This window comes from Faecalibacterium sp. PGM34 (genome assembly GCF_054456555.1).
Map to the genome: position 1 here is coordinate 511379 of NZ_CM136898.1, position 11797 is coordinate 523175.

The window sequence follows — 11797 nt, forward strand, 5'->3', positions numbered from 1 at the left end:
AAAAACAGGACACGCCTACACTTCCACCTTATTCTTTGGTTAGAAAAAGTGGAACCAAGTAGCGCCTCCTGAGAGTATCGTCTTGTTTCTGACAAAAAGTCTATCACAAGAAACAGACTTTCGTCAATCAGCAAGACTGCCAAAATATTTCTCGAATTTTCATGCAGATTGCATTCTCGGAATCAAAACTCAACCGACTATGTCTGACTAGAAGTCCTACTATCACCGCTTTACTGCAATAAAATTTGCAAAACCATCTTGACGTGCCCTGCAATCCATGATACCCTTTATCGCAAATCCCACCAATTTTGTAGAAAAGTACAGAGCGGCGAGGATTTATTCCCCATGAAGATTTTTACCGCCCCGCAACACACCCGATCTATTTTGCCGCTTACTTCATCCGACAAAATCATCGCTGCGCTGCGTGGGCGGTATTTTTCTTTTTCACAAATAAAATCTTATGTAGTTGTTCAATCTTCCAAAATTTGTTTTTGGTTGTTGACTGCACAACTGTAAAGTGTTATTCTTGTGCTTGAAAGAAGCAGGTTGTAGTGCCCGCACTGCGCCCGGCTTTCTTCATACTGTACCTTGAATCTTACATAAGCCGTCTGAACGAGATACTGCGCCATGACCTCACACTTTCTGTGGGCGAGCCGGACAACGCCGCTGCACAAACAGGGGCAGGAACTGCGTTCGGTGTGAACGGTGACCATGAGCAGGGGCTTTGCCTTTTCACACGTTTTGCTCTGCAAAATTTTCAACGTGCATTGCGGTTCGACTTCTGAAATTTTCAGTGTTGCACGGAAAGGGCGAAAGCAAGTATCGACCTGTGGCCACAAATTTTCAATGCTTGAAAAATTGCTGTCCACTCAGTCATCCTTGTTGGGGAGTGCCTTCCCCAAACCCTGCTCTAGCTTCGCACCGTTGGTGCGAATGCGGCGTGTCGCATTACATAGCCCTCTCCATCCCGGAGCGGGCATTTATCATTTTCACAGGAGGTCGAATATGGCTGAAATGAAAAGTACGAACGCACACGCACGAGAGAACCGCAATGACACGCCGCGAAAACGAAAGACACACATCATCAAAGTCAGGGTGACCGCAGAAGAAAAAATGCGGATCGCATACGCCTGCAAAGAACTCCACCTCACCCAGTCCGAACTCGTCCGCCGCGTCCTGTACGGCGTGAACGTCAAGCACACCGTTGTGGTGGCGCAGGGCGGCGAGGATGCACTGGCGGCGCTTGCCGCCTTGTCTGCCCAGTGCAGCAAGGTGGGCAGCAACCTCAACCAGCTTGCACGGCACTTCAACTCCGGCGGCAAAGACACCGAGCAGCTCCGGGCGCAAATTCTGGAGGAACTGTCCGCACTCACGAACTTTCGGCTGAAAGCCGAAGAAACGGTTGGTGAACTGTATGGCAACCATCAAGCATTTGACCTCGAAGAACTCTAACTATGCCGCCGCCGAAAGCTATCTCACCTTTCAGCACAACGAGTACACCGGCCTGCCCATTCTGGACGAGAAGGGCAGACCCAAGCTGCGGGATTCGTACCTGCTCGACGCCCTTGAGTGCGGCGAATCCTCGTTTGCTATGGCCTGCCTGATTGCCAATCGCAAATACGGCAAGAACGGCAGGCGAGAGGACGTGAAGACCCACCATTATATCATCAGCTTCGACCCGAAGGACGCAGTAGAGAACGACCTGACCATGGAGCGGGCGCAAGCCCTTGGCTTGCAGTTCTGCAAGGACAACTTCCCCGGTCATCCCGCCATCGTCTGCACCCACCCGGACGGTCACAACAGTGCAGGGAACATCCACGTCCACATCGTCATCGGCAGCTTGCGTGTCCGCACCGTGGAACGGCAGCCCTTCATGGACAAGCCGTGCGACTGGGAAGCGGGCAAGAAGCACCGCTGCACCTCTGCCATGCTCCGGCACCTCCGTGTCGCAGTCATGGAGATGTGCGAGCAAGCCGACCTGAACCAGATCAATCTGCTGGAAGCCCAAGGCGACCATGTTTCGGAGCGCGAGTATTGGGCGCAGCGGCGCGGACAACGCCGCCTCGACCATGCCAACGCCAAACTTGCCGCCGAAGGGCAGCAGCCCACCCAGACCGTCTACCAGACCGAGCTGGACAAGCTGCGAAAGCAGATCTACGCTGTGCTGAACAAGACCACCACCTTCGAGGAATTTTCTGCATTGCTCATGCAGGAACACGGCATCGCCGTGAAAGAGAGCCGAGGCCGGTTGAGCTACTGCCCGCCCGGTCGGACAAAGTTCATCACCGCCAAAAAACTGAGCAAGAAGCTGGAAAAAGAGCAGGTGCTGACCGCCCTCTCCCAGAACATCCAGCTTGCCGTCACCATCCAGCCCAACAGCGAGAAGAAGCCGGATAAGATCAGGAAACTGGTTGACATTCAGGCGAAAGTTGCTGCGGGCAAGGGCATCGGCTATGAGCGTTGGGCGAAAAAGTTCAACCTCAAACGCTGGTCGCAGACCTTGTGTCTCCTGCAGGAGAAGAAGCTGCTCAGCGAAGATGCCCTGAACCAGCGCATTGTCGAACTGAAAACCCAGCACGACGATGCACTGGCGGTGGTCAAAGACTTGGATGCCCGCATGGTCTCCCTCAAGGAGCTGCGCGGGCATCTTGTGGTCTATCGGCAGTACAAGCCTCTTGCACAGAAGCTCCAGACTGTGCGGAACCCCGCCAAGTTCAAGGAGCAGCACCGTGCAGAGTTTGCTGTGTACGAGGCCGCTTGCGCCTATTTCAAGGCCAACGGGCTCAGGACACTACCGGACCTCAAAAAGCTGGATACCGAATATCAGACCCTTTCCTCGGAGAAAAACGGGTTCTACACCCGCTACAAGAAAGCGCAGATCGAACTGCGTGAACTCCGCACCGCACAACAGAACGTGGAAGCCTTCTTCCGCAAGGAAGAGCGCAGCCACGCCGTACCGCAGCAGGAGGTCAAATGAACAACACTCTGACGGATCGATGTGTGAATAAACCCAACCTCACCCACGCCCCTCACCGGGCTTCGTCCTTTCGCCTGTACCCCACCCATTGGGACGGAGGGTAGCACCTCTGTCTTTTCGGACGTAAAGAACGCCGTCTCGACCCGGCAGGCGGCGGAGCTGTACGGCTTCGCCGTAAACCGGAATGGTATGATGTGCTGCCCCTTCCACGGGGATAAACACCCCAGCATGAAGGTGGACAGCCGTTTCCACTGTTTCGCCTGTCAGGCGGATGGCGATGTGATCGATTTTGTCGGCAGACTTTTTCAACTTTCTCCCTACAAGGCCGTGGAAAAGTTGAAGGAGGACTTCGGCATGGCACTTGCTGACGGCAAGGTGCGTCTTGCTCCCCGCAGACCGCCCACCGTCCGGCAGCAGCTGTTGGACTATTACCGCTGTCTGCAGCGTTGGCGGGTCCGATACGCACCGCAGTCACCCACAGAAGAACTTCACCCCTGCTTCCTTGAAGCGATAAAGAACCTTGACATCGTTGAATATTATCTGGACTGTTCGGTGCTCCCGGACCCGCAGACCGAAAACGAGCTACGGAAGTATTGGGAGGGATTGCATGAGCGACTGGAAAAAGAGGAACGAAGATTGGCGTGATGAGGACGAACTGGAAGAAGAGGAAGAATGCGAATGCCCTTGGGTAGACAGCAAGGGCAAAGTGCGTGAAACCGCTTACTGCCAGTACCTTTTAGAGAAACACCCCATGATGTGCCTGAAACACAAGCTGTTCGACCAGAACGGCGAGGTGGACGAGGACGCACTGCTCTACGAAGTCCACAGCGACCTCCGCGACTTTGTGCTCGACAACCTTGCCAAGAAGGAAAAGCAGGTTCTGGACGCACTCCGTATCGAAACCTATATCCCCGAATGGAAACCCCAGCTTGACCGCATCCATCTCCAGAACGGAACCTACTTTCTGGACGAGCGGGGATTTGTGCCGGAAAAGGAACTCTGCCTGAACCGGCTCCCCGTGGAATACCAGCCCGATGCCCCCGCACCGACCAAGTGGCTGGAATTTCTGGACGGTCTACTGATCCCGGAGGACATTCTGACCTTGCAGGAATATCTCGGCTATCTCCTGATCCCGTCTACCAAGGCGCAGAAGATGCTAGTCATGACCGGCAAGGGCGGCGAGGGGAAGTCCCGCATCGGCTTGCTGCTGAAGAAGCTGTTCGGGGAAGCCTCTCACTCCGAATCCATCCTCCGCATCGAAACGAACCGCTTTGCCAGTGCAAATCTGGAGTACAAGCTGGTCATGGTCGATGACGACCTGAACATGGTGGCTTTGCCCGAAACACGGAACATCAAGTCCATCGTCACCGCTGAAGACCGTTTGTGCATCGAGCGGAAAAACAAGCAGGCTGTCCAAGGCCTGCTGTACGTTCGTTTCATCTGCTTCGGCAATGGCAACCTTGTGGCCGCTCACGATGACAGCGACGGCTTCTGGCGTAGACAGATCCTCATCACGGTGAAAGACCGTGACCCTGCCCGGGTGGATAACCCCTTCCTCATCGAAGAGCTGTCCGAGGAGCGTCCCGGCATTCTGCTGTGGATGCTGGAAGGTCTGCACCGTTTGCTGGCGAACCGCTATCAGTTTACCATCAGCGAGCGCTCCATCCAGAACCTCGAAGCAGCCATGGCGGACAGCGATAACCTGACCCAGTTCATGCAGGCAACAGCGTATGTCCGCTTCAAGCCCGACACCGAGGAACGCTCCACCTACCTCTACCGCGCCTACACCAAGTGGTGCGAGGATAATCTGGAATCGCCTGTTCCGCAAAAGAAGTTCAGCCAGTTCCTGCTGAAAAATGCAGGGAAGTATGGCCTGACCTTTTCCAAGCACATCGAGGGAAAGTTCGCGTTTGCGAGCGCAGCGCAGCAATGAAAGCCCCAGTGGGGCTTTTAAGCGACAGAACGGTCTTGCGCAGCAAGATGGAGGGGCTTTGCCCCGACAAGTTCTGTGGCTTCCGGGGCGTATGCGTCCACCCCGCCTTTGCTGCGGCATAAAACACACGAAAAGTAAAAAACTCCCGCCCTACGCGCCCCAAATCAGTGGTTTCGACTTGTTATCGCTGTTTTCTCCGGGCGCATGTCCACCCCTTCCGGGCGGATGCAGGGCGGCAACACGCCCTTCGGGGCGGGAGAGAAGCCAAGATGCGCCCCAAGAGGGCGCGTGCATCCCAGCCATGCGCCCCATAAAATCAACACAGAAAGGTACTTTTGTGTGGTTTGGGGCGCGTGGGGCGCGTAAATTCAAGTTCTCGCACTTTTTTGGGCTGCTGCTTCGGGTCAGGAGCGGCAGGCCCTTACATATTTACCGGCCCACAAGGGTGCAGCTCAACCGGAGCTGCGCCGGGTCTGGAGAAGTGCAAAGGAGACATGCCTATGACGAATGTCCGCAAAAATTCCGCCAAACTGACCCGTGAGGACTTGAAAATCGCGCCCGAATCCCCTACAATGGAACGTCAGGAACTTGCAGTTCCATGCGAATTTTCTGTCAGAAATTCCATGGTAATTTCTGACGAAACTTCGGACGAAACCCCTGCCGTAGAACCTTCTGACCAGACCAGCAAAACCGTCCGACACGCCCCGCTCGTTTACCGGGTGGAGGAGATTGCCCAACTGTTGGCGATCTCCAACCGTGCTGCGTACAATCTGTGCAACACCACGAAAGATTTCAAGGTGATCCGCCTCGGTACCAGCATCCGGGTAAGCAAGCAGAGCTTTGACGATTGGTTTGCAGCGGTCTGAGGGAGGGAACATCTATGGCATCTATTATGCCGATGCCTGCCAAGGCAGGCAAAAATATATCCGCGCGCAGCGCACACTGCTAGGCATACGAAGTATGAAACGTGGCAACACGTATTCCGTCCGATACAACTACAAAGATCATGCTGGCAAGCCCTGCAAGGGCTGGGAAACCTTCAAGACCAAGGCCGAAGCGCAGGAGCGCAAGATCACGGTGGAGAAGGAACTGCTGGACGGCACCTTCCTCGTGCCCGACACCATGACGGTCGAGGAGATGCTGTACAAGTGGATCCCCATTCAGTCCAGCAAACACAAGTGGTCTCCCAAGACCTACACCCAATCTGTGGCGATGGTGCAGAACCTCATCGTGCCGTATATCGGAAAGCGGAAGGTGCAAGACCTCCGCACCTATGACATTGAGCAGTTCTACGCCACCCTGAGCCAGACCCCTTGCGGCCAGTACGTTCACGGCAAAAAGCAGGAGCTGACGGAAAATCAGAAGAAACGGCTGTTATCCAGCACGTCCATTCACGAAGTCCACACGCTCCTGAAGACCGCCTTTTCGTATGCCGTTGACTGGGATCTGATCCACAAGTCACCTACTCCCCGTGAAGCCCCCAAGATCAATACCGAAGAACGCACCATCTGGGATGAGCGCACCATGTTGGCGGCGCTGCAGATCATCGAGAACCCTGCCCTGCATCTGGCTGTGCACATGAGCATGATCCTCTCCTTGCGAGAGGGTGAGATCCTCGGCTTACAGCCGAGTGATCTGGACTTTGATGCAGCAGACGGACGGGGAACCATCTCGGTGAACAAAGCCCTGCAGCGTGCCGACAAGGTCGCCTTGTCCAAGATCGACCCCACCCAGATCTACCACACCTTCCCGGACAGACGGGAGGGGAGCAAGTCCTCGCTGATCCTCAAGCGGACTAAGACCAAAAAGTCCAACCGCATCCTGTACATGACCAAGCCCTTGAAAGAGGAGCTTCTGGCATGGCTGGAAAAGCTCCGGCAGGACGAGCTTGCCATGGATGGCAGGTATCGCAACTGCGGTCAGCTTTTTCGCTTGCCCAACGGTATGCCTGTTGCCCCGGAAGCCCTTTCTAAATGGTACCGCACTTGGCGTGCGGAGCACCCGGAGTTTGAGAAGATCGTGTTCCATGGTCTGCGCCACTCCAGTGCCACCTACCAGCTGCTGCAGTCTGGCGGTGACTTCAAGTCGGTGCAGGGCAACACCGGCCATGCAACCGCCACCGTCCTGATGGACACCTACGCCCACATGCAGGACAAACCCCGGTTGGAGTTGACCGAGAAGATCGAAGCCGACTTCTACACGCAGGATGTGGCCGGTGCAAAGCCGCAGGAACCCCCGGAAAACAAAACGCCGGTGGCAACAAAAATCACGGGTAAAATGATCCTTGAAGCCATCCGGCAGATGGACGCAGAGGAGCGCCGCGAGCTGACACGGGTGCTCTTCGCGTAAAAGATTCTTTTTTGTGCAGCGAAATACACGCTGTGCAAGCGATGCAAAGAGTTCATGGTGTGAATGCTAATATATACTTGAGCCACTTTCCAGCAAAATGACAGCGAATATTTGAGCCACCCAATGGCTTCCCGTATAATAGATGTAGACTACTATGCGGGAGGCGATAGAAAGGTGGTCACATCGGTGGATGTCTACAAATCAATCCGCGCGCTGCAACTTGAAGGAGTAACCAGTCAGCGTGCAGCAGCTAAAATTCTGGGAATTTCCAGAAACACAGTCAAGAAATATTGGATGGGCGACGCAGTTCCATGGGATCGGAAAGCCTACCAGCGAGAAGCCTCTGTCATAACGCCAGAAGTAAAGCAGTTCATTGAGCACTGCCTCGATACAGATGCTGCGGAGGGTGTAAAGAAGCAGCGTCACACAGCACGGCGGATTTACAACCGGCTCGTAGAAGAATTTGGTTACACGGGCAGCGAGTCTGCCATCCGAGCGGCAGTTCATGAAGTCAAGGCAGAGCGCAAGGAAAATGAAGTTTTTATTCCATTGAGGTTTGCTCCTGGTCAGGCACTCCAAATCGACTGGGGAGAAGCTACGGTAAAACTGGCCGGCAAGAAAGTAAAGGTAAATCTGTTTTGTGCGCGTATGAGTTATAGCTGCGCGCCCTATGTTATTGCTTACTGGCGGCAAAACTTGGAAAGCTTTCTCGATGCCATTATCCATACGCTTAATTATTTTGGCGGCGTTCCTCGATCCATGATTTTTGACAACGCTCGTGTGGCTGTAAAGAGTGGTTTTGGTGTCCATGCAGCAGCACAGGACGATTATTCCAAACTGGCCGCACACTACGGATTCCAGCCTGTATTTTGTAATCCGGCATCCGGAAATGAAAAGGGTCTTGTAGAGAATCTGGTAGGATATATCCGGCGCAATGTATGTGTGCCGCTGCCTCAAGTGGATTCTTTGGAAGATCTCAATACAAAGCTGTTAGAGCAATGCGCCAAATACATGAACCACAAAATCGACGGACGTTCTCAGAAAGTGGGACAGATGCTGGCCGAAGACCAGGCGCATCTCCACCCGCTTCCCAAATATGTTCTCGATATTTCAAAGAAAGCCTACCCGAAAGTCAATCGCTATTCAACGGTTCTCTTTGATACCAATTACTATTCTGTTCCTTGCAAATACAGGGGAAAAGGCACCACTGTAAAGGCCTATCCCAATAGAGTTGAGATTTGGATCAATGGCCTTCTGGTGGCCACCCATGACCGCTGCATGGGTCGAAAGCAAGAATCTCTGGATTTACGGCACTATTTGCCAATCTTAGAGAGGAAAGGGCGTGCAATTCGTTACGCTCGTCCGGTTTTGAATGCAGTGCCTGCTGAATTCCTGAATTGGATGGAAAAGCAGCATTTGAACTCCAAGCAGATGGTTGAATTGCTGGAGCAGTGTTTGACAGATGGCTACTTGGCTGTTATGCAACGTGATCTGCCGAACCCGGATACGTCGATTGCAAAAAACGATGTTCCGGTTTTGTCCGTTGATCTGAGCCAGTATGACAAGCTGTACGAGCGGAAAGGGGCGGCCTCATGATTGACGTAAAAGAAGAACAGATTCGACTTCTTGCAAAACAGCTGAAGATCCCCACTTTTGCTGAATACAAAAATGTTCTTAACAATTGCGCGCCGGATATGGATTTTAGTGATTTACTTCTGACGCTTATGGCATCTGAAACAGCGGCCAGACAGGAAAACCAAACCAGAAGAAGATTGAAAGCTGCCGGATTTCCTGTACAAAAATCACTGGACGATTTCGATACCAGCCAGCTGAATCCCTCTGTATCTCCGGTGTTCCTTAATGAACTTGCATCCTGCCAGTTCATTGAACAGAAGAAAAACATTGTTATGATTGGAAACCCGGGACGCGGAAAGACGCATATTGCAATTGCTCTTGGAATTAAAGCCTGCCTGCAAGGCTACCATGTTCTATTTAAAAATGCATCTACTCTCTCGACTGAACTTACTGAGGCACGAGATACATACCAGCTTGGCAAATTGGAACGGCAGCTGGCAAAAGCTGATCTTCTGATTTTAGACGAGCTCAGTTATTTGAGTTTTAACCGTTACGAATCCGATTTGCTATTCAAGGTCATTTCTGACCGCAGTGAGCAGTCCAGCACTATTGTGACAACCAATCTTCCTTTTGCAAGATGGACCGAATTATTCGAGAACACAACAATGGTTTCGGCTCTGGTGGATCGATTGACATACAAATCTGCCGTGCTGGATATGAATGGTCCGTCTTACAGACTGCTTAGTTCTCAGAGTAAAGTTGACACTGACAAGGAGAATGAAAATGACTAACATGCAGCCCAATTTTACAGTTGAGGAAGAAAACAAAGCCCTGATTAGCTTCCTTCGTGCTGATTACGATGACGCTCTTGAGCAGATTCGAGTCCTAAAAAGCGATGTAAACGAACTGATTGATATTTTGCGCAAGCATTCCATTGAGGTTCCGGTTCACATTCAGGAACGGATTCAACTGGACACTCCACTTGAATAAAGACATATCCACCAGGGCTATTTACTGGCCCTGGTATTAACAGACGAGCAGTGGCTCAAATATTCGATGTCACAAATGCTACAAATGGCTCAAGTATTCGTTAGCAAAAGTGGCTCAAATATTGGCTGTCACGTGGCTCAAATATTCATTGACATTCACAGTTCATGGCTTTTTTGTAAAGTGTGCAGGAGATGTGCAAAAGTGTGCAGACTCTGCCAGAAAAACAAAAAAGCCATGAAATCTTTCGATTTCACGGCATTTTTTGGTGCGATGGAAGGGACTCGAACCCCCGGCCTACTGATTCGTAGCGCACACCGGTCGATTCCCTCAATTTTGGGAAGTTACGTTTCAACGTCATTTCCAAGCGATACATCGCAGGTTTTGAGTTTCGAATTTCTGCATCCTTTGTCCGATTTTGCAACGATTTGCACCCTTTGCACGTTTTGAAACCGTGCAAAAACCGTGCAGAAACCGTGCACTTACTCTCAGACAAATGAAAAAGCAACTTATCCGACAACGACTTGACGGCATTGGTTCGAGTGACCGCACACCAAAAATCAAGTCTTGGAGGATACGACTATGACGAAATTGCTTACCTGCCGCTACAACATGGACACCAACCGGGTGGAAGCCCGGTTCGCAGATGGCACCGCCCTTGCCATCGACTGCATTGCCGTGGAGGACGAGTACGGCAACACCCCGGCACAGCGGGCAGAACTGGACTGGCTGCTCTACAATAAGCCCTTGGAGTATGCACAGATGGTGCCGAGAGGGGAGATGGAGCACTACCTGTCGCTGGGGTGTGACCATGGCAGGCTGGAGGACTAACGAACCCACCAGTAAATTTAACCACATCTAGCGTCACTTTATTTTTAAATAGTGCGGTGCGATTTTTTTCAGAAATTCTGTATCTTTCTCTTCCTCGACACTTAACATAGTCAAATCAATAGGCAACCCTGTTTCCTTTTGCAACACAGTCGAAGCTTCTAGTGATGCATTTTCTATTTCTTGTGAGTAACTTGCATAAATAATTAAAATATCTATATCATGGGGAATACAACCTAATCTCATTGCAGATCCAAACAAGTAAACGCGTTCAAAAGGTCCAAAAAGTGCCTCGTGTGTCTTTATAATCTCTAAAATGTTATTTTTTGATTTCACGAATACACTCATAAAAGTCGTCCATCGTTAATAATCTCACTCTCATTTTTTCTGCTAAAGAATGTGCTTGAGGTGAAATGCAGTTTTTTCCATTCCAATTATGCAAATTTACAATGATACTGTTTTCTTCTGGCGTTAGCTGTTTTAAGAACGCTTCACTTAAACAGTATTCATAAACAAAAGTCATCTTTTGACCTTGCACCCTGATTTCTCTCAAATTAGCATGTGCAAAAAATTCAAAGTCACATTTTCTTGACCGAATATATTTTAATGCAAAGTTCAAACTATCCAAACGTACTTTTGCTCTTCTAAAACATTTATAGTTATAGTACATTTGCCTTAACCTAGGCGCATCATCTAAAAATACAGAATTCACCATTTTACCGTCATTAACCAGGATAAATGGACGTTCCACACCTAAGGTTATCCCTTCAAATTTTCCTTCGCTCTCCAATTTTTCTATTAAAAGTTCCAAAGATTCTGTAGATGGAATGATAGATTCCTTGACAGGTTCTATACCAAACATTGAATCAATCTTAATAGGAAAGAGAACTGCTCTAGTCTTTTCTGCATCGTAAGCGGTCAATAATCACCCATCAAGGGCAAAAGAAAAAGCACCTCGGACAGGAGGTGCAGAAAATCAGGTAAGATGGCAATACTGCGGGATGGACTCAGACCACGGAAAAAGAGGTTTGAGCTGTTCCATTGCAGGCATTTCACCAAGTTTAGGAAGCTCCTGCAGCAGAAACAGCGTAAGCGGTCAATAATCACCCATCAAGGGCAAAAGAAAAAGCACCTCGGACAGGAGGTGC

Annotated in this window: 13 protein-coding genes; 10 read left to right on the forward strand and 3 right to left on the reverse strand. The window is 51.0% G+C overall.

The window, feature by feature from the left end:
* Positions 1-470 precede the first annotated feature (470 nt).
* Complete coding sequence (locus ACXPUX_RS02515) at positions 471-869, reverse strand: hypothetical protein (protein ID WP_458829785.1); 399 nt, start codon at positions 867-869, stop codon at positions 471-473.
* 136 nt (positions 870-1005) lie between these two features.
* Between ACXPUX_RS02515 and ACXPUX_RS02520 the strand changes: the two genes are divergently transcribed.
* The 10 genes from ACXPUX_RS02520 to ACXPUX_RS02565 all read left to right on the forward strand — a co-directional run bounded on the left by ACXPUX_RS02520 (position 1006) and on the right by ACXPUX_RS02565 (position 10652).
* A complete protein-coding gene (locus tag ACXPUX_RS02520) occupies positions 1006-1452 on the forward strand; it encodes a plasmid mobilization protein (RefSeq protein ID WP_458829787.1) in 447 nt (148 codons plus the stop codon).
* Complete coding sequence (locus ACXPUX_RS02525) at positions 1415-2977, forward strand: relaxase/mobilization nuclease domain-containing protein (RefSeq protein ID WP_458829789.1); 1563 nt, start codon at positions 1415-1417, stop codon at positions 2975-2977. The genes ACXPUX_RS02520 and ACXPUX_RS02525 overlap by 38 nt, the downstream gene beginning before the upstream one ends.
* A 228-nt stretch (positions 2978-3205) precedes the next feature.
* Positions 3206-3622 carry a CHC2 zinc finger domain-containing protein gene (locus tag ACXPUX_RS02530; RefSeq protein ID WP_015537178.1) on the forward strand — a complete coding sequence of 139 codons (417 nt, stop codon included), beginning with the start codon at positions 3206-3208 and terminating at the stop codon, positions 3620-3622.
* The gene (locus ACXPUX_RS02535; protein WP_458829791.1) at positions 3585-4910 is read left to right on the forward strand and encodes a DNA primase family protein; all 1326 of its coding nucleotides are present in this window, start codon (positions 3585-3587) and stop codon (positions 4908-4910) included. Before ACXPUX_RS02530 ends, ACXPUX_RS02535 begins: the two co-directional genes overlap by 38 nt.
* A 494-nt stretch (positions 4911-5404) precedes the next feature.
* The gene (locus tag ACXPUX_RS02540) at positions 5405-5776 is read left to right on the forward strand and encodes a helix-turn-helix domain-containing protein (protein ID WP_458829793.1); all 372 of its coding nucleotides are present in this window, start codon (positions 5405-5407) and stop codon (positions 5774-5776) included.
* A 94-nt stretch (positions 5777-5870) separates the two neighbouring features.
* Positions 5871-7259, forward strand: coding sequence for a site-specific integrase (locus tag ACXPUX_RS02545; RefSeq protein WP_458829795.1), 1389 nt, complete (start codon positions 5871-5873; stop codon positions 7257-7259).
* 186 nt (positions 7260-7445) lie between these two features.
* Positions 7446-8855, forward strand: coding sequence for an IS21 family transposase (gene istA, locus ACXPUX_RS02550; RefSeq protein WP_458829797.1), 1410 nt, complete (start codon positions 7446-7448; stop codon positions 8853-8855).
* Positions 8852-9625: an IS21-like element helper ATPase IstB gene (gene istB, locus ACXPUX_RS02555; RefSeq protein ID WP_458827911.1), complete on the forward strand. Its 774-nt coding sequence runs from the start codon at positions 8852-8854 to the stop codon at positions 9623-9625. The genes istA and istB overlap by 4 nt, the downstream gene beginning before the upstream one ends.
* A complete protein-coding gene (locus tag ACXPUX_RS02560; RefSeq protein WP_458827912.1) occupies positions 9618-9824 on the forward strand; it encodes a hypothetical protein in 207 nt (68 codons plus the stop codon). The genes istB and ACXPUX_RS02560 overlap by 8 nt, the downstream gene beginning before the upstream one ends.
* A gap of 579 nt (positions 9825-10403) precedes the next feature.
* Positions 10404-10652 (forward strand): DUF6061 family protein, encoded by a 249-nt coding sequence (locus ACXPUX_RS02565; RefSeq protein ID WP_458829799.1) that lies wholly within the window; start codon positions 10404-10406, stop codon positions 10650-10652.
* A 33-nt stretch (positions 10653-10685) separates the two neighbouring features.
* Here ACXPUX_RS02565 and ACXPUX_RS02570 read toward each other — a convergent pair whose 3' ends face one another.
* Together ACXPUX_RS02570 and ACXPUX_RS02575 are read right to left on the reverse strand one after the other, a co-directional pair.
* Positions 10686-10985, reverse strand: a complete 300-nt coding sequence (locus ACXPUX_RS02570; RefSeq protein WP_458829800.1) for a nucleotidyltransferase domain-containing protein — start codon at positions 10983-10985, stop codon at positions 10686-10688.
* Positions 10969-11571, reverse strand: coding sequence for a hypothetical protein (locus ACXPUX_RS02575; RefSeq protein ID WP_458829802.1), 603 nt, complete (start codon positions 11569-11571; stop codon positions 10969-10971). Before ACXPUX_RS02575 ends, ACXPUX_RS02570 begins: the two co-directional genes overlap by 17 nt.
* Between the last annotated feature and the right edge of the window lie 226 nt (positions 11572-11797).

Excerpts from the sequence above, each read along its gene's own strand:
- ACXPUX_RS02540 (WP_458829793.1), top strand. The coding sequence starts at position 5,405 with ATGCCTATGACGAATGTCCGCAAAAATTCCGCCAAACTGACCCGTGAG.
- ACXPUX_RS02565 (WP_458829799.1), top strand. The coding sequence starts at position 10,404 with ATGACGAAATTGCTTACCTGCCGCTACAACATGGACACCAACCGGGTG.
- ACXPUX_RS02535 (WP_458829791.1), top strand. The coding sequence starts at position 3,585 with ATGAGCGACTGGAAAAAGAGGAACGAAGATTGGCGTGATGAGGACGAA.
- ACXPUX_RS02530 (WP_015537178.1), top strand. The coding sequence starts at position 3,206 with ATGAAGGTGGACAGCCGTTTCCACTGTTTCGCCTGTCAGGCGGATGGC.
- ACXPUX_RS02525 (WP_458829789.1), top strand. The coding sequence starts at position 1,415 with ATGGCAACCATCAAGCATTTGACCTCGAAGAACTCTAACTATGCCGCC.
- ACXPUX_RS02545 (WP_458829795.1), top strand. The coding sequence starts at position 5,871 with ATGAAACGTGGCAACACGTATTCCGTCCGATACAACTACAAAGATCAT.
- istB (WP_458827911.1), top strand. The coding sequence starts at position 8,852 with ATGATTGACGTAAAAGAAGAACAGATTCGACTTCTTGCAAAACAGCTG.
- ACXPUX_RS02520 (WP_458829787.1), top strand. The coding sequence starts at position 1,006 with ATGGCTGAAATGAAAAGTACGAACGCACACGCACGAGAGAACCGCAAT.
- ACXPUX_RS02560 (WP_458827912.1), top strand. The coding sequence starts at position 9,618 with ATGACTAACATGCAGCCCAATTTTACAGTTGAGGAAGAAAACAAAGCC.